19 protein-coding genes are annotated in these 25351 nt (G+C 38.7%); 10 read left to right on the forward strand and 9 right to left on the reverse strand.

Going from position 1 to position 25351, the window contains the following annotated elements:
- Window positions 1-36: 36 nt before the first annotated feature.
- The gene (locus RB214_RS10960; protein ID WP_309166847.1) at window positions 37-1065 is read left to right on the forward strand and encodes a DUF3549 family protein; all 1029 of its coding nucleotides are present in this window, start codon (window positions 37-39) and stop codon (window positions 1063-1065) included.
- A complete protein-coding gene (locus RB214_RS10965) occupies window positions 1066-1365 on the forward strand; it encodes a DUF3301 domain-containing protein (protein WP_007378202.1) in 300 nt (99 codons plus the stop codon).
- An 848-nt stretch (window positions 1366-2213) separates the two neighbouring features.
- Here RB214_RS10965 and RB214_RS10970 read toward each other — a convergent pair.
- Entirely contained in the window at window positions 2214-2867 is a 654-nt protein-coding gene (locus RB214_RS10970) for a GNAT family N-acetyltransferase (RefSeq protein ID WP_309166849.1), read from the reverse strand.
- Window positions 2868-3172: 305 nt separating this feature from the next.
- On the opposite strand from RB214_RS10970, the gene RB214_RS10975 reads away from it, so the two are divergent.
- The 3 genes from RB214_RS10975 to RB214_RS10985 all read left to right on the forward strand — a co-directional run bounded on the left by RB214_RS10975 (window position 3173) and on the right by RB214_RS10985 (window position 4559).
- Window positions 3173-3409 (forward strand): DUF2789 domain-containing protein, encoded by a 237-nt coding sequence (locus RB214_RS10975; protein ID WP_309166852.1) that lies wholly within the window; start codon window positions 3173-3175, stop codon window positions 3407-3409.
- Window positions 3410-3505: 96 nt separating this feature from the next.
- A complete protein-coding gene (locus RB214_RS10980) occupies window positions 3506-3772 on the forward strand; it encodes a hypothetical protein (RefSeq protein ID WP_165728585.1) in 267 nt (88 codons plus the stop codon).
- A 13-nt stretch (window positions 3773-3785) separates the two neighbouring features.
- On the forward strand, window positions 3786-4559 hold the full coding sequence (locus RB214_RS10985) for a Zn-ribbon-containing protein (protein WP_309166856.1): 774 nt from the start codon (window positions 3786-3788) through the stop codon (window positions 4557-4559).
- 328 nt (window positions 4560-4887) lie between these two features.
- On the opposite strand, the gene syd is transcribed toward RB214_RS10985, so the two are convergent.
- Window positions 4888-5427, reverse strand: a complete 540-nt coding sequence (gene syd, locus RB214_RS10990) for a SecY-interacting protein (protein ID WP_309166858.1) — start codon at window positions 5425-5427, stop codon at window positions 4888-4890.
- Between the two features lie 59 nt (window positions 5428-5486).
- On the opposite strand from syd, the gene queF reads away from it, so the two are divergent.
- Window positions 5487-6332 carry an NADPH-dependent 7-cyano-7-deazaguanine reductase QueF gene (queF, locus tag RB214_RS10995; protein WP_309166860.1) on the forward strand — a complete coding sequence of 282 codons (846 nt, stop codon included), beginning with the start codon at window positions 5487-5489 and terminating at the stop codon, window positions 6330-6332.
- 66 nt (window positions 6333-6398) lie between these two features.
- Here the strand turns inward: queF and RB214_RS11000 are convergent, their stop codons facing one another.
- The 3 genes from RB214_RS11000 to RB214_RS11010 are packed head-to-tail and all read right to left on the reverse strand — an operon-like array spanning window position 6399 to window position 12732.
- Window positions 6399-7283: a peptidylprolyl isomerase gene (locus tag RB214_RS11000; RefSeq protein ID WP_309166862.1), complete on the reverse strand. Its 885-nt coding sequence runs from the start codon at window positions 7281-7283 to the stop codon at window positions 6399-6401.
- 32 nt (window positions 7284-7315) lie between these two features.
- On the reverse strand, window positions 7316-11005 hold the full coding sequence (locus RB214_RS11005; protein ID WP_309166864.1) for a translocation/assembly module TamB domain-containing protein: 3690 nt from the start codon (window positions 11003-11005) through the stop codon (window positions 7316-7318).
- On the reverse strand, window positions 11005-12732 hold the full coding sequence (locus tag RB214_RS11010) for an autotransporter assembly complex family protein (protein WP_309166866.1): 1728 nt from the start codon (window positions 12730-12732) through the stop codon (window positions 11005-11007). Before RB214_RS11010 ends, RB214_RS11005 begins: the two co-directional genes overlap by 1 nt.
- A 213-nt stretch (window positions 12733-12945) precedes the next feature.
- On the opposite strand from RB214_RS11010, the gene RB214_RS11015 reads away from it, so the two are divergent.
- Window positions 12946-13281 (forward strand): ribonuclease E inhibitor RraB, encoded by a 336-nt coding sequence (locus RB214_RS11015; RefSeq protein ID WP_165744040.1) that lies wholly within the window; start codon window positions 12946-12948, stop codon window positions 13279-13281.
- A gap of 34 nt (window positions 13282-13315) precedes the next feature.
- On the opposite strand, the gene RB214_RS11020 is transcribed toward RB214_RS11015, so the two are convergent.
- The 3 genes from RB214_RS11020 to RB214_RS11030 all read right to left on the reverse strand — a co-directional run bounded on the left by RB214_RS11020 (window position 13316) and on the right by RB214_RS11030 (window position 18736).
- On the reverse strand, window positions 13316-15067 hold the full coding sequence (locus RB214_RS11020) for a DEAD/DEAH box helicase (protein ID WP_309166868.1): 1752 nt from the start codon (window positions 15065-15067) through the stop codon (window positions 13316-13318).
- Window positions 15068-15260: 193 nt separating this feature from the next.
- Window positions 15261-18005, reverse strand: coding sequence for a TonB-dependent receptor domain-containing protein (locus tag RB214_RS11025; RefSeq protein WP_309166869.1), 2745 nt, complete (start codon window positions 18003-18005; stop codon window positions 15261-15263).
- 269 nt (window positions 18006-18274) lie between these two features.
- Window positions 18275-18736, reverse strand: a complete 462-nt coding sequence (locus RB214_RS11030; protein ID WP_309166871.1) for a TonB-dependent receptor domain-containing protein — start codon at window positions 18734-18736, stop codon at window positions 18275-18277.
- A 73-nt stretch (window positions 18737-18809) separates the two neighbouring features.
- Between RB214_RS11030 and RB214_RS11035 the strand changes: the two genes are divergently transcribed.
- A complete protein-coding gene (locus RB214_RS11035) occupies window positions 18810-19778 on the forward strand; it encodes an IS30 family transposase (RefSeq protein WP_309166872.1) in 969 nt (322 codons plus the stop codon).
- Between the two features lie 185 nt (window positions 19779-19963).
- On the opposite strand, the gene RB214_RS11040 is transcribed toward RB214_RS11035, so the two are convergent.
- A complete protein-coding gene (locus tag RB214_RS11040; RefSeq protein WP_309166873.1) occupies window positions 19964-22306 on the reverse strand; it encodes a DNA polymerase II in 2343 nt (780 codons plus the stop codon).
- Window positions 22307-22499: 193 nt separating this feature from the next.
- Between RB214_RS11040 and dinG the strand changes: the two genes are divergently transcribed.
- Both dinG and RB214_RS11050 read left to right on the forward strand, forming a co-directional pair.
- The gene (gene dinG / locus RB214_RS11045) at window positions 22500-24575 is read left to right on the forward strand and encodes an ATP-dependent DNA helicase DinG (RefSeq protein ID WP_007584036.1); all 2076 of its coding nucleotides are present in this window, start codon (window positions 22500-22502) and stop codon (window positions 24573-24575) included.
- Complete coding sequence (locus tag RB214_RS11050) at window positions 24575-25351, forward strand: TSUP family transporter (RefSeq protein ID WP_309166876.1); 777 nt, start codon at window positions 24575-24577, stop codon at window positions 25349-25351. Before dinG ends, RB214_RS11050 begins: the two co-directional genes overlap by 1 nt.

The following is a 25351-nucleotide window of genomic DNA, read 5'->3' on the forward strand; positions in this document are numbered from 1 at the left end:
TAATGTAATTTTGCAGTAAAAACAGTTGAGAAAACAATGAGTGATCAAATAGCTACATTAGGTCAGCTTTTAGATGGTGCGGGTACTCAGTGGCGTGCTTTTGATATTGGCAGGCACATTACTAAGCTTGATAAAAACCAATTTTTAGCTATTGAACAAGCTCAAGTGCCTTACCCTTATCCACTTGCTGGTCATGCATGGCTCGCTATTCAATTTTGGGATACTAAAGCCAGTAAAGAACCGTATGTATGGTTTTTAAAATTCCCCCTTGATGAGCAAAGTATGCTGGTAAGTGCTAGTCGAGATCACTTTGCTGATATGGTTATTCAAGCGCTAGGCACTAAAATTACAGGCGAACAAGCCGATGGAAAGCTTGATAATAACCCTTATGTTTTTACACCAAACGCAAATAAATTAGCGGCATTTAACGCTCAAGTAAAAGTACTATTAAAACAGCCTGCATCGCAGTATTACGAGCATGCACAACTGTACTTTAGCGGTAAAATTGGTTTTGATAATTGGCAAAGTGTTGCACTACAGGGTATTGCCGATTTTGCACTACGCTTAGACAGCGATACAAACTTAAGTAATCTGCAAAAAGCATGGGCGCATTTACCTATTGAAGTACTACAACCACTCAGTGCCATGCTTGAACACGTTGAAATACCAACATCAATGAGTGAGTTACTTGTTGATTACACGCAGGGTGCTATTAGTAACAACGACACAGTGGCTATAACCGCAGCACTAAGATCAGCTTCAAAAGGTCAAGCTCAAGGGTTATGCGCTCAATTAGTCGATACTGTACTAAGCTCACCAGTGAGGCACGACTCTGACGTGTTACTAACAATAGCTGGGCGGTGTTTTAAGCAATTAGAAAACCCTGAACGCTTACATGTATTTATGGATAATTGCGCGCATCATCAAAAAATTGAAGAATTGTTTCCAAGTATTTTTGCTGACTTAGTTGCAATACCGACTATTCGCCCGCATTTATTAGGCTTATTACGTAAAGAAAATCGTAGCGAAACCCTCGCGCGTGCAATTGGAAGGTTATTCTCTTAAATGGCAAGTTTATGGACGTTCATACTTATTGGTAGTGTAATTTACTTATTTTGGCTTAACCGAAAGGTTGCTGAAGCGGCGAACGTTCATGCTAAACGTCAAAGTGAGCAACTGCAGGTGCAGTTGATGAGTGTTGCATGCACAAAACGCCGCTTTGGTTTTTTAAAGAGCGGCAAGCCAGGCATCAAAAGCGAATTTATATTTGAGTTTTCAAGCGATGGTGAAAATGCTTATCAAGGTGTGTTAATTATGGAAAATGAGTTTTTGAAAAGTGTGGTCGTTCCGCCGCATAAAATATAAAGCTTATACCTTAAGGGAGTTTGTTTTGATTTAGTAAAAATTAATTCAATACAAAAAACTAAGGCGTAACTAAAGTTACGCCCCAATTGGACTGCATCCTGCTAGATATCCATTATCTTAAATCCGTATTATCATCCCCTGAACGAGTAAACAACCTTGTTTACCCTCACATTGCATCCTGCAATATCCATGGCCACCTTGGCAAACCCACGAAATCTATCGTTTGGCTACATCCGTAGCATCATCCTTGGTAATCCTTTTAAGTAGCTCCTGCCACTTTTTGCATCCTGCAATATCCATAGCCATCTTGGCAAACCCACGAAATCTATCGTTTGGCTACGTCCCGTAGCATCATCCCTGTTAATCCTTTAAAGTAGCTCCTGCCACTTTTGCATCCTGCAATGTCCACTTGCCATCTTGGCTGTCCTGCGTAAACTAACGCTCCCGCTACTTCCTGTAGCGTCATCCGTGATTATCCTAAAGTAACTCCTAGCTACTAAGTGCTTCATGCACTTCCTTATTCTTCCTTGTATCCGTTTTAGCTTGTCCTTTATGCTTCCTGCTAGCGTCCGCTATGTTGCCTATTCCGTATCCTTGGCAGTAACTCAATCATTGAGCTGTGTCGTCTTGACAAAGAGAAGTTTAAAGCAATCAGGGGGGAGAAATAGGACTTAACACTAAATAAATAAACGTCACAAAAATGAAAAATAAAAATAAACTTTAAATAACAATAGCTTGAATGAAAAAAGGCCACTTATTAATAGCCTTTAACTGACAATACTCACGATAATGTGAGATATATCTCACAGCCTTATGTCCGTTTGGGCGCATTGGCTTACATTATAATTTTAAATAGTTGGCTCAATTATTGATTTAAATAGTAACTCGCCCTCTACTTGGTTAAAAGTAAGGTGTTTAAATGCTTCAAACTTTTCGGTTTTAAAAAATTCAGTGTGTTCTTTACGCGTTACAAATACAGCCATCCCCGTTGACTCAGCGTTACATTTAACTAAATCATCAAGCCCTCGTAGTAAGTAACGACCAAACCCTTGCCCATGAAAATGTGGATCTACGGCAATAAAAGCTAAAAAGTAGTAATTGCCTTTCTCTTTAAGGGCATCTCTAATTGTTTGTTCTTTATCTATTAATTGATTTGTTTGTAAGTAGCCCGCACTCAGCATCAATTTTAAACGCCAGTGCCAATAACGCTGCGCTTGTAATTGGCTATTAGATTCAAATACACACGCTACTGCTTTTAATTTATCGTTGCGGTATAAACCAATTAATGGCTGCTTTTCTTGCCAAAAACTACTGAGCTCTTCACGAATTAATGATCGTAATTTTTTTTCGTAAACTGATTTATTTTCGTCATTGTAGCTAAGCATTTTTTGTAATACAGGATCATCGTGATATGCCTGATAAATTAGGCTCGCTGCAGTACTAATATCTTCTGCGGCTAAATACTGTACGCTGAACGTATCAGCAGGCGTAGTTACACTCATTGTATTTCCTTGATTATTTTGGCTATAGACTGCGTTAACTATATACCTAAAATTATTAACCGTAAATTCAGCGAGAGTTTAGCTAGCTAGGAGTAGAGTTAGTCCTTAAAATAAGTTTTCATTTAGTTAATACCAATTGCATTAAATGAGTGTTCTATTATAGCGCTAAGAAAATAGCACAATGACAAGGCGAAAATTATGACATATGGTTGTTCTATATGAATAATTTTTAACGCAGGAAGTGAAGCTATTTTATACGCTAGAATGGTCATGTTTTTAATAAAGCTGGTATAAGGAGCAATATCATGGATACGACTAAACACGACATCAATACACTATTTGCACAACTTGGATTACCTAATTCTGATGAACAAATAGATGCATTCATTGCCTCACATGAATTAGAAGACACAACACTACTCCAAGAAGCCCCTTTTTGGGATGAAGCGCAACAGCACTTTTTAGCTGAATCGCTTGCTGAGGATGGTGATTGGAGTGAAGTAATTGACGAATTAGATGTACGCCTTCGTCAAAGTAAGTAACTTTATTTAATGTACCCTCCCTTATTTATTGCTAACATAGCATCTGCGCAGCATTCATATGCTGCGTATTTATTTTATTAAAGAGTTATATATCTAATGAATTCAGTTGTATTTGATGCAATTAAAGTCCTTCTTGATGAAGGCAAAACCCCTACTGTAGCACTAACTAAAAGCCGTTTGGCACAACCGGTTCCTATGCCGATGATTATTGCAGCAGTAAGCCAATATAAAAATAATCCTGATTCAATTAATAACTTCATGAGAAACCCACAGCAGTCAGATAATACTGAGCTTAAAACGAGTCAATTAGATAGAATTGAGCAAAAGCTCGATAAACTTCTTGCACTGCTAGAACAAAAATAATTTGAGACTATAAATGTTCGTTGTTGATTTAACTTTTGATTGCTACCAAGACACCACCTTAGAACAAGCCGAACAGGCAATAAACCGCTTAGTAAATGCACTGCGTTTTAATGGTCAAATAATGGGTGAAGAATTTCCAACCGTTTTAAAAGACGGCTTTTTTATTACCCGTGTTATGTGCCCGACCGAAGATGCAATGCACCCGCTAAATAACAGCCCGTTTGTTAAGCACAGTATCGAAAAGTTACATAGTGCTGGATTACTTGCGCCAAAAGTAAAAGTGATTGGACAAGATATACATTCCAACGGAGCTGATTGCTGTACAGAACCATCAAGTTATATTTTATACACAACCTATGTGCATACGTGTAGCCCGCTTTATTGTGGAGATGACTTTTTGCCTGTGCCGTTATTTCGTATTCCGGCAATTGCTAATGGTGACTACAAAACACTGATTAAATGGCAAGAAGATTGGCAAGCCTGCGATCAAATTCAAATTAACGGCGCAACCCGTTGTGAGTTTCCGGCACTTGAAGAAATATCGAGTATTAAAAGCGATTTATACAGACGCGGAAAAGACATAACAAAGCGAATTAGTTTTTTAACCAAAAAACCAACTTACTATTATTTATATCGTGTGGGCGGCGTAGATAAAGCGTCTGAGCTTGAACGAAAATGCCCTAGCTGCAATGGCGATTGGAAATTATCTGAATCGTGGTTTGGATTATTCGACTTTAGATGTGAGCCATGTGGCTTAGTGTCTAATATATCGTGGGATTTTCAGTAACCATTAGGGCGTGTTGACCTTTGTGGATTGAAATTTGTTCAATCTAGGGACGATTTAATCGCGGCGCGAGGTTTGTAACCTAGTGGGCTAAGTAAAAACCGAGCAACAAAGAGTAAATCGTCCCTAGAAAGAACCCAAAGGGCAGCGCATGTTTGGCATGTATGCTTCGTTATCGCCTATTTATGGGGAATAACCACACTACATAGGCTCTGCCTGCCTAAAAACCAAACATACAGCTGCAAAATCAATCACGAAAGGTCAACACGCCCCAGTAATGGCGCTTAAAATCAGCTTAGTGATAACGCTAAGCTGATTTATTAAATACGTTTTAAACCTCTAATGCCTTTAAAAAAGCATTAATGTTGGGAGCAAGTACATGGTGTGTGTTTTTGCCTACATGCTCTAAACATACTTCTCCAGAGTGCAACAATACACTTACTAGTAAATCATCTTGATCTGTTAACCCAATAAATACCGTTTCTGGCTGCTTGAGTTTGCGTTTCATTAAAACGTGACCCGTTATATTTTGTTGCAGCATGTCAAAGTCGTCACTATTCCACGCCTGTAGTAATTCAACTTGATGCCCATCAATCACAGCTAAAATACTTCCACCGTACATATGCCCATATAACTCGCTAAGCTCTTTTGGAAACTCAAGCTCTAGTGCATTAGCTAAATCACTCAGTGAACCTGCTGGTTGCTGGTGCGCCCCCTGCCATTGAATGTTTCCTTGCTCGTCAACCTCGCCAACTTCTGATGGGCTTGGCCATTGCTCATCGTGCGCTATAAGTGGGTACTTTGCGGTATTTTTAAGGGTCTTTTCGCTAAATTTTTGATGAAGTTGTTCTATAAGCAATGCAACAGACATACTGTGAAACTCATTTAAATTAGATATAATGTCCCTATTGTAACTATTTAAGAGCAAACATGACAGATTACAGCAATTCTCCAGACCTTAAAGGTAGCGTATTAGGCCAATCTACTGAGTATGTAGATGTGTACACGCCAAGCTTGCTTTTCCCTATTGCGCGCAAACTAAATCGTGATGCTTTAAATATTGACGAAGCAGAGCTGCCATTTAAAGGCCAAGACATTTGGACTGGTTATGAACTATCGTGGTTAAACGCTAAAGGCAAACCGCAAGTTGCCGTGGCCTTATTTACCTTTGAATGCCAAAGCAGTCATATTATTGAGTCAAAGTCGTTTAAACTTTATTTAAATAGCTTTAACCAAACCCGATTTGAAAGCATTGATGTAGTAAAACAGCATTTAATTGATGATTTATCAAACGCGGTTAACAGCCCTGTCAAAGTGACTTTATATAATCCTGATGATTACAATTGCTTACCATGTACAGCGCTGCCAGGTGAATGTATTGATGAGCTAGATATTGAGATTAGTAATTACGATATTGATGCTAATTCACTTAAAGCAAAAAGCGATGAAGTAGTGACTGAAACGCTCTACAGCCATTTACTTAAATCGAACTGTTTAATTACCTCTCAGCCTGACTGGGCAAGTGTAATTATACGGTACACTGGCGAGCAAATATGTCGCGAGTCGTTACTGCGTTATTTAATTTCGTTCAGAACGCATAACGAATTCCACGAGCAGTGTGTTGAGCGTATTTATAGCGATTTAACAACACAACTTAATATCAAAGAGTTAGAGGTTTACGCGCGTTATACACGTCGTGGTGGGCTTGATATAAACCCGTATCGCTCTACGCATTATAACGATACGCCATTTGCAGTTAAAATTAATCGTCAGTAGGTTATTTTAAACTGGAATATAAGTATTGAAAAAGGAGCCTAGGCTCCTTTTTAATATTGGTTTGCGCTAATCGATACGCTTTGTCGGTATAGGCATCGCGCATACATCCACATAATTGTAAGACTGCACAAACCAAGGTTCGTTACGGTTTTTACGAGCACTGATTAAGTTTTTAAACACAGGTGAGTTTGTTTTCATCACTTTAAATATACTTTTATCGCTTTGTATATCGCCAAGCACTTGTATATTTGTAATTGGGTTAAATGCTTTACCTTCAGTTGGTGTACGCGCTAAACGGTTAAAATGCTCTATACCTTCTAGCACTCGACCAAACACCGTAATGTTTTTATCAAGGTAGCGCGGGCCTTGCCCTATCGTTACAAAAAACTCCGTACTCGCACTATTTATATCGTTATCGCGCGCCATGGCAAACACGCCACTACAATGCACTTGCCATGTTTGCGTATGGGCTGAGTTTTGAGCAACTGCAAAGCCGTTTAAAAAGCCAGTAACTGGTGCATATCCGTCGCCATTTAGCTCAGTAATTAAAAGTGGTTTGTTTGTTGTTAAATAAAACTCAGCAGGGACTGTTTTATCTGCCGTTTTAATTAACTTTTTACCCGAGCTGTCCCCGCCTTGCGCTACAAAACCTTCAACAAACCGATAAACGCTAGTATTTTTATAAAACCCTTCTCGCGCTAACTTTTTAATATTTTGAACGTGCTTTGGGGCAAGCTGTTCATTAAGTTCAATATACGCATCGCCCGTTGGCAGCGTTATCTTTAAAATATTTTGAGCGTTCACGACTCGCCAATCATTATCTGTTGCACTAGCAATTACCTCACTCGCGCTCAATACAGGTAGCTCTTGATTAGCAACACCATTACCTAGTTGTTGAGCACAACCACTCAATAAAACACTAAGCAAAGCCGGCAATATAATTTTTTTCATCGCTTATATCCTTATAATTATTATAGTTTTGGTTATTCCCAATCAAACTTATATAGCACATCAACATTTTGATATAGGCCGCTCGTTATTTCTATGTATAACTGTGAAAGTAACTGATAACGCACAGCCACCTCACTGAGCGAATCAAATACACCCACGCTATATTTAACTTGCAAACTGGGTGCTACGTAACCTGATATTTCTACTTTGGTGCTATCACCACTACCTGATGAGCTTAAACTTACATCTGACAACCCAAAGGTTTCACCGACCTTAGAAACAACCCCTTCGCTGCGGCTAACACCTTGAGAGAGTAATAACTGTGTAAGCATAGCATCGCTTGACGAACTTTCTCCATCACCTAAAGGCTGGCCATTAAGTAAATATGCAAGTGCTTGTGCTTGATCCATCGCAGGCTCAGAAAATATTTTAAGCGTTGGTTGTTCAACATTACCCGTAAGCGTAACCCCTGCAATGACACCATTTGCAGTCGTATCGGGGTTACGTATTGCTTTAATATTTAAAAATGGTTGTTCAATTGAACCGCTAAAACCTACTTGCCCGGTGCTGATTATTAAATCTTGCCCAAAGGCTAAGTAAGTACCTTCAATTAAGTTAAGCTCACCTGTGGCTATAATTGGTGCACCTTGACTCATTTTTATCGCTAAATCACCCGCAACTTTTGATTCCAAGCCAAACGATTCTACTTTTACATCGTTTTTAACAATCACTTTTAAATCTATGTCGTAATCAAACGGAACTGTTTCGGTGGCCTCGGTTTTTTGATCAACAATAATTTCATCATCGCTAACTTGCACTGCGCCCTCTGGGAGCTCTTCAATCATTATACGACCGTAAGGCACAACTACCTCACCAGCAAGCTTGAGTGCATTATTAGCCAAGCCTATTTTTAAATCCGGCGATACTTTAAAAGTAACCCCTTGCTGCGCGCGTACATAAAACTGCTCGCCAACTACCGCCACATTTACAGCAGGTTGCGCACCTTGCCAATCAACGTCACCGGTGAGATTTATTTTACCGCCCTGGTTGTCGTTTAAGTTGCCTTTTATTGTGGCCGTTGTTTTATCAAACAATACGTTTATATTTGATTTTTGCAGCGCTATAGGTAGTTGCTCGCCCTCTAAACTAATATCGCTAACATTAAGCTCGCCATTTAATAAAGGATCTTTTAACGTACCAGCTAACGCGACCTTTCCGCTAATATCACCTTTTAACTGCTCGAGCGTTTCAAGAAAAGGTTGTAAGTCTGAAAGGAGTATTTTATCGATATTAATGGTGCCATTAAGCGCTTGCGTATCTTGTATATCATCGATATTAATTTGTGTATTAATTTTGCCTAATACACTTGATTCTAAATTAGCTTCAAGCTTGCCACTTTGAGAGTCCGAAAACGCACTAATAGTTAAAGTTTCGATTGGTAATTTAAAACGATCTTCTTCCGAGGTAAGCACCGCTTCTAAGTCGCTAGAATCGATATTTGCGCGTAATGTTTTAAGCGCACCGCTTTGCCAATTAAGTGCTACATCGCCAGCTATATTACCGCGAGTACGAATGCTATTAGGTAAAAAATACTTAAGTTCCTCAAGTGCTAAGTTGCTTAGCTTCGCATTTAATTGACCAAGTTTTTTTGATTGCGCTAGCGTGTCTATACATAATTCACTTTGCTCAGATGCCCAACAATGCGCGCTTACATCAAAGTCGCCACTTTGCGTATTAACCATAATGGCAATATTTTTAGTATTACTAAAACTAAGCTTTTTATCGCTAAGCGTTACATTACTAAGCTCGCCATTCCAAGTGGTATTATTAATTTTGCCATTAACTTCAAGCTCTATACTGCCTTGCTCGGCATCTACAGATGCCGTAAGTTGGTGATCTGTTTTATCCCCGCTGGCATCAATTTTAACACTATTAATTTGTTGGTCGGCCACCAGCGCCGAACCAACACTTACCGATACATCGGTTTGCCAATCGGCAGCGGTATCTAACTGCCCTTTTACTGATAATTTATTAATGTTTATTTCATCAAAAATAAAGCGATCGAGTATTAGTGCTAAATCAACAGACGGCGTTAACCTCTCCCCTCTCACTTTTAAATTTGCGTTGCCGTCAGCAGTAAATGGGATATTAGCTTTTTCATCACTTTTTAGTGTTACTTTGCCATCAACCTGCCAAGTGTCATCAACTTGCCCACTTAGTGCTAATTTATTGGTGCCGCTACTTAAATAAAAGCTATCAATATTAGCTTTTAACGTGTTGTCGAGCTTAAAGTTTGAGGCAAATTCTAGTGGCACGTCGTTAAGTAACCCGTTTAACTTTGTATTATTCATTTGTAGCTGCCACTTGTCGTCAGCTGCATTAAACGAGCCTTTAAACTGTCCTGAAATATCACTGGTAGCGGCATCAGTTAAATACTGCGCTTTTAAGTTAGCAAGCGTGCCATTAAAGTTAACCAGTATGCCTTTTTGCCAATCAACATTGGCTTTTATAGTTGCACTGCTTTCGTTTGCTTTAATGCTTAGCGCTTGTAAAGTTGCTTTGGTAAGACTGCCTTTTAATTGGGTATTTAAGTCAACAGCTGGGTACGCACCTAATTGGCTATTCCCCTGCAAGCTAAGCTGATAGTCGTCAGCATTACCTTGTGCATTGAGACTTACATTTCGCACTTTAAGCTCATTACTTTGTGCATCAATAAGCCACTGCTTAATTTTTCCATTTAACTCAAACGGATAGTTTTTCTGCTTTAAATTTGCCGTTGCCGTTAAACTAAGCGGGTATTGTCCCTGCGTTTCTAAATTTAGGTTTAGGTTTGACAAGTCGCCATTCAACTGCAAATTGGCTTGATGCTCGTCACTTTGTAAAACAATATCCCCTTTTACGGGCAAATTCCCTGCAAGCTCAGCATTAAGGTGCGTATTAAGCTGCCACTGTTCATACTTTGTTGAGAATGACTCTAAATTAATAACCGCATCTTCCACACTTAATTGCAGCGAGATGTTTTCAATAACATGTTGGGCTTCGTTTTGCTCAATCGTAATGTTAGCTATTTCAAAGTCTTCAACAACTAAATCAAGTGGCGAAGTAAATTCTATATTAGGCAATGCGGGTAGGTGCGTTAAAGGCGCTTGAGTATTTTGCGCCGTTTGTGTTTTCGCATCTTGTTCTTGCTCTTTTAAGGCAACAAGTATGGTGGGAATATTCAGGCTTTTAACCGTCAGCTTTGAACCCTCTGCTTTTGCTGAGAGTTTAAAGTGATTAACGCTTACGTTTGCACTTGGGTGCTCTAGAGTAAATTTGTTTATCGCAATGTTTTTTACAGCAATATTAAAAGGTAAGCTGATTTTTTCAAGCGGCTCTGCAGCGGCTTCTTCTTGTGACTCTGCAGTTTTTGGTAATGTTAAATTTATAGATTGAGCACTTAAGTTATCTATACAAATTCCATCGCACTGCCACCAAAACAAATCAATTTTCAATTGTTGTGCATTAAAATCCAATCCGTTGCTAGTAAAGCGAACATTAAAGGCATCATTATAAATAAAACGGCCATCTTTAATTTCAATATGTAGTCCATCTACCACTTTGTTTGCACTATAAGCAATAAATTGATTACCGGGTGCGGTAAATAACAAACAAAATAGTGCAACAACTAACGTGACAAAAATAGCACTTACGGCGGCTGTTATCTTTTTTAATACTGACATTAAATTTCTGGCCCTATGGTAATACTTAAACGTGTGCTTTTACTTTCTTTTGTTAATCCCCAAGCGTGGTCTATACGCACTGGGCCAACGGGTGTTAAATAGCGAAAACCAAAACCAGCGCCTACTTCAAAATCATCAGAAAAATCATTCGTCGCAGTACCACCGTCAACAAATAAAGCTGCGCGCCAGTTTTGAGCAAACTGATAGTTGTACTCTATTGTACTGGTTAGTAAGTATTTACCACCGATGAGGTCGCCATCATCATTTTCTGGCGATATTGATTGATACGCAAAACCACGAACACTTTGATCGCCACCTGCATAAAAGCGCAGTGAGTAAGGTACGTTTTCAATATCATCAACAAACATTGCACCAACATTTGCTTTTAAAAACACTAAATGCTTATCTAAGTAAGTACGTAACCACGCATGTTGCATTTGTACCCTAATCAGATTAGTACTCGAAAGCACATCATCTAAGCCAAACTCAGCAGATATAAGCCACTGCTCTCCCCAGTATGGAGTCGTGCCGCCTTTTGATTTTTTGCGGGCGTAGCTAATGCCCGGCATTAACATTTCTGTGCTTTCTTCCTCTTCATCACCGATGCGGTAGGTTTCTTGGTCGCGGCGTAAAAATGCAGTACGCACCCACTTATTTTCGGTTAACCATTGGCGCTGAATTTGCCCCGTGAGTATTTCACTGTAGGTATCGTTTGTTAGTTCATCCTCTAATTTATATCCGACAGAAAAACGCCATAAATCATCATTCGGATCATCAACTGGAATGGTATAAGCCATGGAAATATCTTGCTGCTTTTGCGCCACATTTAAATTAGTTTCGAGATAATGGCCGTCTTCTGTTATCCACGGTTTACTCCATTTAAAACGCACTTTGGGCCCTAAGTCAGTACTAAAACCGCCGCCAATTTCATAGCTATTTGCAGGCTTGTGCAACACATCTACCTTAATAGGTACTTGGCTGTTTTTACGCGCAGCAATATCGGCGTAAACGCGCACACTTGCAAAATAAGGGGTGCTTGATAAATCCAAATTATAGTCAGCAATATGTGTTGATTTATAAGGTTGACCCTGAGTAAAAGGCGCAAGCGAGCGTATGTATTTTTCAGCAGGCGTATTACTAGCTATTTTTATATCACCAAACTGATATCTAACCCCAGTATCAATTACAAAAGTAATAACAGCACTATTTTTCTTAAGTGACACTTCTAATTTGCGCGCTGGCCACTTTGCATCAAAATAGCCAAGCTCCAATAGCATAGATTCTATTTTTTTATGAGCAGAATCGTATCTACCATGATTTAAAACATCACCTTGCTTTAAGTGATTGCTTTTAATCAATGCCTGTAATTGAGTATCGCTTTGACCCTCTCCATTTAGCGTAATATTAATTGCTTCTATGCGAGTTGCAGGCCCCCGTTCAACTTTAACAATTAGCTCGCTGTCGTCTTTATCATAAATAACCTCGACGGTCGGGCTATAATAGCCAAGTGCTTTGATGCTATTTTGTACTTGTTTTTGAGCATAACGGCGAAGTGTACGAGTGGGTTTTTCACCAATTAATTGCTTAAGGTAAAGTGCGACGTTATTTTCTAAATCGCCACTTAACCCTTCAATTTCGTAATCTTCTATGACTTTTTCTGCCGCATAGCTATTTGTCGCAATTAAAGCGCTCACAACACATATGCAACGTAAAAACTTAATAAACAAGTAAATATCCTTACTTTTAATATCTTACATAAAACTGGCTGATTACGCGCATATTAGCATAGCCACAATGAGCAACACATTAACTTAATGACAATCTAACGCGTAATTTAACTTTGAATAAGTATCAGCATAATTAAAATTAGTACGCGTTAAGACAATATTTTAGTTACAATAGGGCCTACGAATAAAAAATTAATTTTAAATGAGTTTTTAATGCAATTCCCTGATGATGATAACGGCCAACTTTTAGCCGAAATAGCCGCTGCTGGCATTGATTTAAATAAAATGCACCAAGTCGATTTTTTTATTTTATTTGAACAAGAAGCCGATGCTGAAAAATTTGCTAAAGAAATAGTCTCTGATGCATTAGTTCAAAAGGCTGAACTTGAAAAATGTAAAGACACTGGCGTTTGGGAAGTAATCACTCAAGTACAAATGGTGCCAGAGCACACCCTTCTAGGCCAAGCAGAGCAATACATTGAAAGCATTGCTAATAGCTTTAATGGCTACGGCGACGGCTGGGGATTAATGGACGGTGAAGAAGCTTAATTACCTTTCGTTTAAAATATCCTGTCAGTTAAGCTTAGCGGCTTAACTGATTTGCCTTTCTAAAGTTACCTTTATAGTCAAATAGCTTATCAGCCACTTTCCAACCATACTTTTTGCTTTTTCGTGCAATAACAAAATCTGGTGGTACTAATTCAAATTGTGCGCTTACTACTTGCGCTGCAGTTTTAAAATTAATAGGTGTTTGTCCAAGCCCTACTCGTAGACCAAATTGCTTATTAAATATAAATTGCCCGCCTTTATTTGCGAGATTATATACCTCATCGCAACTTGCGCCATCTTCATCAAAATACGTTACTTTAATAAGTTCATCTTTAATTTGAGTAACCGATAACCCACTACATCGAAGCACAAGTGCGTCTTTTAAGTTTAATGCATTACGTAACTTATCATCAGGGTCGGCCATTACCGCGCCGCAATCATGGCATTTACGTGCCGCAATGTCATTTTGGGCGCCGCACTGCTCACATTCTTTAAACCTAAAACGATAATCGCACTGCTCTTTTCTACCTTCATCATCTTCTAACAGGCCTTGGCAACGCCTGCCAAAGTGCTCTATTACTTTTCCAGTGGAGTCTGTTTTACCCCAAAATATATTCGCAAACCCACAACCTGGGCAAAGTACCTGCACAGGTTCATTATCACTATCGCCTTTTTTATCTCCAACCTCTGGGTAGAATAAGTCAAAGCCATTACCCGCATAGTCAATCACTAAACAATCGTTTTTACCTTCTGCCAACCTCAAGCCTCGACCGACAATTTGCTGGTATAAACTTACTGACTCCGTTGGGCGTAAAATAGCTATAAAATCAACATGGGGAGCATCAAAGCCCGTCGTCAATACTGATATATTTACTAAATATTTTAACTGTTTAGCTTTGAACTGCTTTATTATTTTATCGCGTTCGCTATTCGGGGTATCCCCCGTGATCAGCGCACTGTGATCCTCTGGTAGATAAGTCATTATCTCTTGTGCATGCATAACCGTAGCTGCAAAAATCATCACGCCGTAACGATTTTCACTGTATTGTATAACCTGTTGTAAAATTGTTTGAGTTGCTCGGGTCGATTTTTTTAACAGCGCATTCATATCCTCATTGCTATATTGTCCAAATGCATTGCTAGTTAAAGATGAAAAGTCATAATGGCTAATCGCAGCATCAACCTCTTTAGGGGGCGTTAAATAGTTATGTTTGATCATATAGCGCAGCGGTAATTCAAAAATACAGCTTTTAAATGGACTCTCTTTATTGCCACGCACAAAGCCATGGTAATGATGCTGATAAATCCAGCCTAGCCCTAATCGGTAAGGCGTCGCGGTTAAACCTAATACTTTTAATTCAGGGTTGTGAGATTTAAGTGCATTAATAACTTTTCCGTATTGGCTTTTCTTTTCGCCATTTACTCTGTGACACTCATCAATAATAAGTAATGAGTAGTGCTCATTAAGTTTATTTAGATTACGCGATAACGACTGCACACTGGCAAAAGTAACTTGGTGGATTAACGACTTCTCTTTGAGTCCTGCGGAAAATATACTCGCCTCAAGCCCAAAGCTTTTATACTTTTGTGAGTTTTGCTCTACTAACTCTTTAACATGCGCCAGTACTAATATTTTTTGTTTAGCTATACGCGCAAGCTCAGCAATTACCAAACTTTTACCCGCACCAGTAGGTAATACTATCACTGCGGGATCATTGGTTTTTCTAAAGTGTAAAACGGTACGTTCTACGGCTTCTTGCTGGTAAGGTCTTAGGGTGTAGGTCATGAGGAAGTTATTGAATTTGAAGTGAGAGGAAGTTTAACAAATAACAAGTTTAACTGGGCCACTTAATTTTTATAATTGAGATATGATACTTTTGGAGGTAAATGAATATGTACATCAAAAGTAAAGTAGCTAAATATAAAAATCGGTCCTAATAAATACTAGGACCGATTATTAAATTTAAAAAATAGTACCTTTAAAACTTAAATGTTGCTTTAATATAGTATTCACGCCCAGTTAAACGGTGCACACGAATAAGCGCACCATTATCCCCATTACTTACGTATGGTGGCTCTTTGTCCGAGATATTATTAATCCCTAAGCTCAATATTAAATTTTCGAAGCTATAAAAACCATTAATATCATTATAAGCAACTGAACCTACGTGACTTGATAATACCCCAGCTGGTTTTGCATAGTCATCAACATCACTTTGATATTGAATAGTATGAGTAATACCCCAATCATCTTTAGAATAAGTAGTTCTGAAGTTTGCTCGAATATCATTGAATGCACCTCGACCGCCATTCGCAACGTCCGCTCCATAACCACCAACTAATTCAGTAGTTGCAAGTCCTTCGGCTTCATTATGGTCAAGATCAATTACATAAGTACCATTCAGATTGAATTTAAGCTCTCCACCAAATGCATCTAGTCCATATTTAAAATCAAAATCAATTCCTTTAGAATTAAATATACCTAAATTTTGTGTTGCTAAATCGACACCACTTAAGCTATCAGATGAGTCACGTCTTTCCCCACCAACTGTACCATAAGCTGCAGGCCCTTTAATTTGCTCACACAATGGCGATGAAAAATTTGCACTGTTGTAACATTCACTACCAATTGTTCCAATAGATAACTCACCAATAATGTCTTTAATTTCAATATCATAGAAATCTAATGCAACACTAAAATTTTCTATATATTCAGGTGCCCATACAATGCCTATATTTTTACTTGTTGACTTCTCTGGACCTATATCAGGATTACCACCAACCCATGAACCTGACTGTTGATTTGATTGAGTCCAATCAGCAGGTAAACCATCTGCAGCACAGTTGGCTTTTAATTCAGCACTTGCATTTGGGTTAGATCCATACTTAACACATGGATCTGTATAGCTAACTGCAGAGTTTGCACGAGGAGCAAATAATGTACTCACACCTGGAGTTCTAAAACCTTCAGATAAGTTCGCACGCACTAAAAGTTCTGAATTTGGACGCCACTCAATAGCATATTTTGTTGTAACTTCTGCATCATTAATTAGGCTTACATCTGTTCTGCGTGCAGCGGCTGTGAAATCTAATCGTTCTGCAAAGGGCATATCTGCTAATATTGGAATATTTACTTCTGCATAATAGGCTGACGTAGTATAGCCGCCATCAGTGCCTTCAGCAGCAACTCCGTAGATAGCACCTAGCCCAGCAGCACCGTCTGGTACAGATGTATAATGAGTTGTTAAATGTTCATAACCCGTAGCCCACGCTATAGTTCCTGCAGGTAGTTCAAAGCTAGTCTCTCCTGCTAAGTTAAACTGCAACTGTGTGTCTTCAGCTCTGCTTGTTGAACTCATTGGGACTATTATCCAGTCTCTCATTTCTTTTGTTAATGTACCATCTTGGAACGGGTCCCAAACACCTGGACAACTACTGTTTGCAGAACACAAAGCTGGGTCGACTAATGTGTTAGCTCTTTCTTGGTGAATTCTACCACCAATTTCTTCTGTTCTACGACGGCTGTTGTATGTATAGCTAGTATCCCAATACCATCCATTACTAAACTCGCCTTTAAATCCTGTAGTTATTAAGTATTCAGTAATTGAAAAATCTGAAGTTCGTCCTTCGGATTCAGTTAAACGGCGTTGTGCATTTACATCAGTCCCAAAAGTATTCCCTGGATTACTTACTGGAACAGGCATACTCCAGAATGTTCCTACCGGGGCTAATCTTGTTTTGTTTAAACGATGTGTAAACGATGCCTCTGAAAAGAACTCTACTGTAGAAAAGCCACTATCAACTAATTCATAATTTGCAGCACCAAAAAGATTATACTTTTCTAATGGTTGATAAATAATACTCGTACTTGCATAATTATATCTATCGCTATCTTCAATTGCTCGAGGTTTTCCATCATCACCTTTAACAAATGTCCCCCTAACTCCTGGAATTGAAAATGATCCTGGAGAAGTTGTTGCTGAGCCACCGCCACATATTACTTCCCCCTCTACACTGCCATCTGCATTCGTATTAGTGATATTTTCACCTCGGACACATTTTGAGAAATTACGATCTTCACCATAAATAGCATCGCGCTGTTCATAACCACCAGAGAAAACTATATTACCTTTATCTGATTCAATGCCTGTAATAAAAGAAATGTTAGATGTTTTACCGTCATTTTCGCTTGTTTGTTGATGACGAAATTCAATTTCTGCTCCGGTGAAATTATTATTCGTAATAAAATTTACAACACCTGCGATTGCATCTGACCCATAAATTGTGGATGCTCCATCACGTAAAACATCAACCCTTGAGATTGCAGCCATTGGAATAACAGAGATATCACCACTGAAACGGCGGCCATTAAGTAGCACTAAAGTGCGAGTAGCACCTAAACCCCGTAGGTTCATAGACACACTACCATTACCGCCATTATTAACGTTACTACCGTACGAACCGCCACTGATTATTGGCAACTGTTGAACAAACTGCTCCAATGTTGGTGCTCCAGTTGCTTTTATCTCATCTAGAGAGTAGGTGGTTACTGGCACAGCAGTTTCCATATCTGTACGGCTTATACGCGAACCTGTTACTTGAATACGTTCTACTTTTTCTACACCTTCTTCAGCAGCAATTGTGCTTGCTGAAAATGCAGCTGTTGATGCTGCACCAAAAGCAATCGCTAAGCGAACAGCTTTTGAAACTTGATTATTTAACATTTGATTCTCCCAAGAATACTATTTTATTTTTTCGTTGTTTTAATAAAAAATAGGACAGCAGTAAATGCTATGTAACCTATTTTGAATAGAATAATAGTATCAATCGAACCATAAGGTCAACAGTTGTTTAACTTTAAAAGCCCTTTTGTTCACATTCACTTACAACGGTGTTACTAAATTCCACCTAAAAAAACACCAATTAAATACATCTACATAAAAAAAGCCCATAGTATAACTATGGGCTTTTTAATAATTAATTTTATTTTATGTTAGAACTTCAAGTTAAAGCTTACATGAACAAATCGACCTAATGTGTCATAAAAGCCAGCTACAGTATTTGCATTCGATGCAACTGTATTACCTACCATTGGAGGTTCTTTATCAAAAATATTGTTTATACCACCAGTGAAAGTAAGGTACTCAGTAAATGAGTAGCTACCTGATACATCAATAAAACTATATGAACCAATACCATCATTATCAATTAATGAAACATCTGCGGCGCCTTCATAATCAACCGCTCCGTAATAACGCCATTTCATACCAACACGCCAATCATCACGAAGATAATTTATGTTAGACGTATGACGCCACTTAGGTGATGCAAAACAATCTGTACTAATAACACCAGAGCAATCATAAGCTAAGTCAGTGTCACCTAAAAGAGGCTCAACTTCTTTTTTAATACTGTAATAACCATTAATATCCCTAGATTCAAATTGTAAGTGCATAACTTGTTTTGGCTAGATAAAGTGGTCAGTTGCTCATAAGCTAACTGCTTTTTCTCCGGCAAGAGATTTTACAATGAGACATTACAAACAACTGACCTATGCGCAAAGATGCCAGATCGCCGTTCTAAAGAAAAGTGGTTTTACGCAACAAAGTATTGCTGAGCTAACTAATTTATCGCAATCTACGATTTCAAGAGAGCTTTCTAGAAATACAGGTAAGCGAGGTTACAGACACAAACAAGCTCATGAGCGGGCTTTGTTTCGTCGAAGAAGTGTAAGAAAACCGCTTAAGATGACACCTGAAATGATAGCTTTAATTACCCAGAAGCTTAATGAGAAGTGGAGTCCTGAACAAATAACGGGATGGTTACGCAAAGAAAGTGAACGGTCTGTCAGCCATGAATGCATTTATCTGTATATCTGGGAAGATAAAAAAGCAGGTGGTGAGTTATACCTACATCTGCGCCGACACGGTAAGAAATATCACAAGCGCAGTCATGGTAAAACAAACCGAGGGCAAATAAAAAATCGCGTTAGCATTGAAGAGCGCCCACAAATAGTTGATGAGAAAGGCCGAATCGGAGATTGGGAAATAGATACCGTCATAGGCAAAGGTCATCGAGGCGCCCTTGTTACCATTGTAGAGCGGGTTACCCAATTCACTGTATCAACTCAGGTGGCAGGAAAAACAGCACAAGCCGTCACTACGGCGACGATAGAACTATTAAGGCCATATAGGTCAGCACTTCATACCATCACGGCTGACAATGGAAAAGAGTTCGCTTATCACGAGCAAATCACAGAGGCTTTAAGTGTTCCTGTTTATTTTGCTCACCCTTATCACTCATGGGAGCGCGGATTGAATGAAAACACGAATGGATTACTACGTCAGTATTGGCCGAAGAGCACAGATTTTAAGGCGGTAACACCAGCGCAAGTTATACCAGTACTTGAGCAACTTAATAATCGTCCGAGGAAGACACTTGGATTTGAAACGCCTGCAAAATTGATGCAGGATCACTTGGCGGCTAAAGCCGCCTAAACGTTATGCACTTCAGATTTGAATCCGCGAGATAAAATAACCTGTTGTTTTGAAAGTAATTTACTTTGATGTTATTTTTAGCTGTAGTTTAATTAAAATCATACTTGTTAACTTTCGGCATGTGAATGTTTGTAAACAGCTTCTTTAATCAGCTTTACACTTTAATTTTTTACTGATTATTAAGCTTAAAATAAAGTACTTTGGGTTGAGTTTGGCTGTACGCCAAGTGCGCTTAGAATCATATCGGCAACTGGTTCTAGCTGACGCTGTATATAAAGAGGGTAATTGAGGGTGTTGTTTCCATTGTAAATTTCAGCGCCATTAATAGCATAAACATATTCTATTATTTGGCCGCGCTTTACATCAAAGTAGGGGTTATTCGCTTTATATTTTTTTACTGCTTGCACATGCGGGGGAATATTTTTTACATAGTCACTTAAATTTTGGCCTAAACGTTTACGGTATATAAGTTTTTTATCAAACTCCCCTGCGTATAGTTTTTTAGTGTAGCTTTTTATAATGTCGTTTAATTGCTCTATTTCAAATTGTTGATCAAATAATGTTTTAAAAAGTTCGGTTTGAAACTCTTGTGCAAACTGGGTCCAATCGCTGCGCACGGTTTCCATTCCTTTAAAAATGAGCTGCTTGGCGTTGTTTTTATCAATTTGGCCAACGTAACGTTTTTTTGAGCCTATTTTTTTTCCTCTTATGGTTGGCATAAAAAATGGACTGTAATGGGTTTCAAACTCTATTTCTAAATAACTGGTCAACGAAAAGCGAGTTTTAATGCTATCAGACCAGCGTTTGTTAATAACTTGCATCACATCATTACCTATTTCATTACACTGTGTGGCATTTAAGCGCTCATTTACTTTTACAAATATTGAATCTGTGTCGCCATAAATAACCTCATAACCTAGCTCTTCAATCCATTTTCGGGTGGTTTGCATGATCTCGTGCCCCCTAAGTGTAATTGAACTTGAGAGCCTGGGATCGTAAAATCGGCAACCTTTAGAGCCTAAAACACCATATAGGCTATTCATTATTATTTTAATTGCTTGAGAAAGCATTTGATCTTGATTGTCTTTGGCGAGCTGCCTTTGGGACGCTAAGCTTTTAACAAGTAAAGGTAAGTGATGCTTGTCTCGCGAGAATAGGGCTTCATTAAAACCCTGCACACTTTGGTTTGGATTTTTTAAACCTTCTATCAGTCCAAGTGGATCAATGTAGAAAGTTTGCATAATACTGGGGTACAAGCTTTTAAAATCTAAAACAATGACATTTTTATAAAGCCCAGGAATAGACTCCATTACATAACCGCCTGGGCTTTCAAATGTAAGTCCATGATCGCCCATATTAGGGGCAACATAACCGCTGCGATGCAGTAATGGTAAATACATATTAATAAAAGCAGCGACAGAGCCGCCCTTTTTTTCAAGCTCTAATCCTGTGAGCTTTGTTCTTATAATAGAAAAATCGAGTAGCTTTAATTTATCAAAAATTTTATTTACCAAAATACAATCTTGTCGATTATATTTTGCTAAAGAAAGCTTATCTTCATTAAATTGCCTAATAATTTCCTGCAGACTATTAGCCGTGTCGATTAATTTGGACTCACCCAACACTTGATTTGAAACGTTAGCTAAAGAAAAACTCTCAAAGCTATATGTACCATTTTTTAAAGTGTCTATTCCATCAACCACACATCGCCCAGGGATCGATACTCGAGTAAAGTGTCCTTTGCGAACATATAAAGGTTGATCTCCCCTACCCAGTAATAACTTAATGCCTAGTGCTTCAGCTCTTTCATGAATAACCGAAAAATCGAACTCAATTACATTCCACCCAATTATGACATCAGGATCGCTAAGCTTAATAAAATGCTCTACCCCCCTTAACAGCTCAGCCTCATCTACACACCAAATAATATCAAACTCTAGGTTTTCAGCTTCTCTATCTGGCTCGCCAATCATTAAAACACAGTCTAAATTACAGCCCACAAGTCCAACAGAAAACAAAACGCCACTTTCGTTACATTCAATGTCTAACGACAGCTTATTAAGAGTTGGGGAGTACTCATCATTTGCTTTTAATTTTGCCTCTGTTACTAATGTATAACCATTTTGATAAAAAACATTACCCGTTATCCAAGCACCTCCTTTTATAAAACGCTCCATTAGGTAGCGCTCTATTGGTCGAATATCTTCTTCAAATAATACAACTCCACGTTGCTTTAAAGCTTTAGCAGCAGAATAAAAATGCTTTAGTGATTTGAAGTAACAGGCCGACATATCTTCTTGCTGAAAGTTTTTTAACCCAAGACTTTTAATATTAAAGATAAGTGACTCAGCTGCTAATATTTCATGCGCTATTTCAGCATCTTTACTTTTGATAAAAAACAGCGCATTTTCGTTAACTGATATAGTTTTTATAGGCCCTTTATCACTACAAAACCACGCTTCGTAGCAGATGCCGCTAGCAGTATCATAAGCATGTGAAGAAACAATAAAACCGGCTGTTAAGTACATTATTACTAAACCTTATTCATATGTATGTAAGTTTTTACTTAATTCAAAATGCTTTAAAGCCATACATTCAACCTAAATAAACACTCAGATACTTTATTTGCTAAATTAATCTCATCACTTCTTGTAGTTACACTCTTATAACTCTAAAATCCATAGCACTGTAATTATATACATACTTTAGGTAAATCATCCCATGCTTTCTGACTCACTAAAAAAAACAATTAGGCAAGTACACCAGCATGTGGCTAGCAACCTAAACGATTATCGCCCTCGTAGCAGTCAAAACTACCTTGTAGCCGAAATAGCAAAAACGCTTGCTGGCGAATACCATAAAAAGCAGCGCATTTGCGTAATTGAAGCAGGCACCGGTACCGGTAAGTCTCTTGCCTATTGTTTAGGCGCATTACCGCTTGCCTTAGCGCAAAAAAAGAAGCTCGTTATTTCTACCGCAACCGTTGCACTGCAAGAACAATTAATAGCAAAAGAACTCCCATTTTTTAAAAAGCATTCAGGCCTCGACTTTAAATTTGATTTGGTAAAAGGTCGCCATCGTTATATTTGTGCCCACAAATTACATAATGCTGTAAACGGCGATAGCCAAACACAAATGGACTTTATGCCAACGCTTACTTCACCATTGAGCGCAATGGAAACCAAATGTTTAAATGAGTTATATAACGCTTACGTAAATAAAAAATGGCAAGGCGATAGAGACAGCTGGGCCGATACTGTACCCGATAGAGTGTGGAACTTAATAGCGTGCGATAAACATTCATGCCAACGCCAAATGAAGGCCCATCAAACGTGTCCGTTTCAGCTTGCTCGTAATCAATTAATGCAAATGGATGTACTGGTAATTAATCACTCTTTATTACTTGCCGATTTAGACTTAGGCGGTGGTAAAATTTTACCAGAGCCCGACAACACCATTTACGTTATTGATGAAGCGCACCATTTAGCACATATAACACGCGATTTTTCATCGGCCGCAGCAACAATCAAAGGCACGATAGAATGGCTTGATAAGCTCACCAAGTTTAGCGGGAAAATGGCGAAGGTTTTAGTGGGGCAAAGAGCTATTGGGCAAAACTTTAAACTTTGCGACAGCATTAATGACGCGAATAAAGATTTAAAAGTAGTTCGCGATATTCTTGATAATGCCGACTTTGAATACTCAAAAGACGATACTTATCGCTTTGAACACGGTGAAATTCCACAATCGCTGCACAGTAAAGCAAAAGATATAAGCGAAGCCACGCAAGATGCGCTGCGCTGTTTAAACAAAATGCACGACACCCTTACCCAAGATGTAAGTGATGGCGACATAAAACCTTACGTTGCCGACCCAATACTAGGCGAAAGCGGGCAATATATAAACCGCTTAGAGCAACTAAACAAACTATGGTTTAGTTACGCAAAAAAAGGCGAAGGTGCTCCTCATGCACGGTGGATAAAACGCCTTGAATACAAAAGCCATCACGATCACTTATTAAGCGACTGCCCTATCGAAGTCGGTTACTACCTAAAAGATAAATTGTGGCGAGAATGCGCGGGCGCTGTTTTGTGCTCTGCTACATTAAGTGCACTGGGCTCGTTCGATCACTTTGCTTACGAAACAGGACTTGCTAAAGAAGAGGGCGTTAAGTTTATTAAAGTACCTTCTCCTTTTGATTACCCCAAACAAGCCACTTTACGTATTCCGGTATCTAAAGTAGAACCAACCGATAAAGACTTTAGTGATCACCTAGCTAAAACATTACCAGAGTACCTAAATGATAAAAAAGCGAACCTTGTACTATTCGCTTCTTATTGGCAAATGGACCACGTAACAAAGTTTCTTAGAACAAAAGGTTTTAACTTATTAGTACAAGGTGAGATGTCGCGAGAAGCGTTGCTTAAATTACACACCAAAAATGTAGATGAAGGCAAAGGCAGTATTTTATTTGGAACACAAAGCCTTTCAGAAGGCCTTGATTTACCTGGGAAATATTTAGAGAACTTAATAATTACTAAAATTCCGTTTGCGGTACCTACTTCGCCAATAGAAGAAGCGCAAGCAGAGTTTGTACAAAGCAAAGGTGGCAACCCGTTTTTAACGATTACCGTACCAGACGCCGCAAAGAAATTGGTGCAAAGCTGTGGTAGACTGCTGCGAAAAGAGAGTGATGAAGGCTGTATTACTATTCTCGATAGACGCTTAGTTACTAAGCGATACGGTAAAGCCATGCTCGACACCCTACCACCTTTTAAAAGACAAATAGATTATTAATGTTTGAACTCGCACTCGATCCAACAACCTGGGCTGTTTTATGTGCTGTTGCACTTGCCGCAGGTTTTATAGACGCTATCGCCGGTGGCGGTGGCATGTTAACTGTGCCCGCTTTATTAACTGCAGGCTTACCTCCACATTTAACATTAGGCACCAATAAACTCGCGGCTAGTTTTGGCTCCTTAACAGCTAGTTATACGTACTATAAAAAGAATTTATTTAGCCCGAAATTTTGGGCGGTCTCCATCATAGCTACTGCAATAGGTGCATTGATAGGTACTGTTATTGTTGATCATTTAAGTATCGATTTTTTAAACAAACTACTACCCATTATTATTATTTTAGTTGCCGCCTATAGCTTATTTGGTAATTTAAGTACCACAGAAGGCGATGAACTGCCTAAACTCAACAAAGCGATGAAAATAAAACAATGGCTACAGGGTTTAGCATTAGGCTTTTTTGATGGTTTAGCAGGCCCAGGTACGGGTACTTTTTGGACTGCTTCTAATGGCATGCTTTATAAAATGAATCTGCTACTCAATTGTGGTTTAGCGCGTTCAATGAACTTTGTTTCAAACTTTATATCGCTCATTACCTTTGTAGCACTCGGACATGTAAACTTTTTACTTGGCATTACTATGGGCTTTTTTATTATGCTTGGTGCATGGATTGGAGCGCATTCAGCAATACGGTTTGGTAGCAAATTTATTCGCCCTGTATTTAATACTATGGTTATACTTTTAGCATTAAAGCTAATTTATGAGGCTTACTTTTAA

Source organism: Pseudoalteromonas sp. HL-AS1 (assembly GCF_031198785.1).
Lineage (GTDB): Bacteria > Pseudomonadota > Gammaproteobacteria > Enterobacterales > Alteromonadaceae > Pseudoalteromonas > Pseudoalteromonas distincta.

Coding starts and splice junctions, on each gene's coding strand:
- RB214_RS10960 (WP_309166847.1), top strand. CDS start 37: ATGAGTGATCAAATAGCTACATTAGGTCAGCTTTTAGATGGTGCGGGT.
- RB214_RS10965 (WP_007378202.1), top strand. CDS start 1,066: ATGGCAAGTTTATGGACGTTCATACTTATTGGTAGTGTAATTTACTTA.
- RB214_RS10970 (WP_309166849.1), bottom strand. CDS start 2,867: ATGAGTGTAACTACGCCTGCTGATACGTTCAGCGTACAGTATTTAGCC.
- RB214_RS10975 (WP_309166852.1), top strand. CDS start 3,173: ATGGATACGACTAAACACGACATCAATACACTATTTGCACAACTTGGA.
- RB214_RS10980 (WP_165728585.1), top strand. CDS start 3,506: ATGAATTCAGTTGTATTTGATGCAATTAAAGTCCTTCTTGATGAAGGC.
- RB214_RS10985 (WP_309166856.1), top strand. CDS start 3,786: ATGTTCGTTGTTGATTTAACTTTTGATTGCTACCAAGACACCACCTTA.
- syd (WP_309166858.1), bottom strand. CDS start 5,427: ATGTCTGTTGCATTGCTTATAGAACAACTTCATCAAAAATTTAGCGAA.
- queF (WP_309166860.1), top strand. CDS start 5,487: ATGACAGATTACAGCAATTCTCCAGACCTTAAAGGTAGCGTATTAGGC.
- RB214_RS11000 (WP_309166862.1), bottom strand. CDS start 7,283: ATGAAAAAAATTATATTGCCGGCTTTGCTTAGTGTTTTATTGAGTGGT.
- RB214_RS11005 (WP_309166864.1), bottom strand. CDS start 11,005: ATGTCAGTATTAAAAAAGATAACAGCCGCCGTAAGTGCTATTTTTGTC.
- RB214_RS11015 (WP_165744040.1), top strand. CDS start 12,946: ATGCAATTCCCTGATGATGATAACGGCCAACTTTTAGCCGAAATAGCC.
- RB214_RS11020 (WP_309166868.1), bottom strand. CDS start 15,067: ATGACCTACACCCTAAGACCTTACCAGCAAGAAGCCGTAGAACGTACC.
- RB214_RS11025 (WP_309166869.1), bottom strand. CDS start 18,005: ATGTTAAATAATCAAGTTTCAAAAGCTGTTCGCTTAGCGATTGCTTTT.
- RB214_RS11030 (WP_309166871.1), bottom strand. CDS start 18,736: ATGCACTTACAATTTGAATCTAGGGATATTAATGGTTATTACAGTATT.
- RB214_RS11035 (WP_309166872.1), top strand. CDS start 18,810: ATGAGACATTACAAACAACTGACCTATGCGCAAAGATGCCAGATCGCC.
- RB214_RS11040 (WP_309166873.1), bottom strand. CDS start 22,306: ATGTACTTAACAGCCGGTTTTATTGTTTCTTCACATGCTTATGATACT.
- dinG (WP_007584036.1), top strand. CDS start 22,500: ATGCTTTCTGACTCACTAAAAAAAACAATTAGGCAAGTACACCAGCAT.
- RB214_RS11050 (WP_309166876.1), top strand. CDS start 24,575: ATGTTTGAACTCGCACTCGATCCAACAACCTGGGCTGTTTTATGTGCT.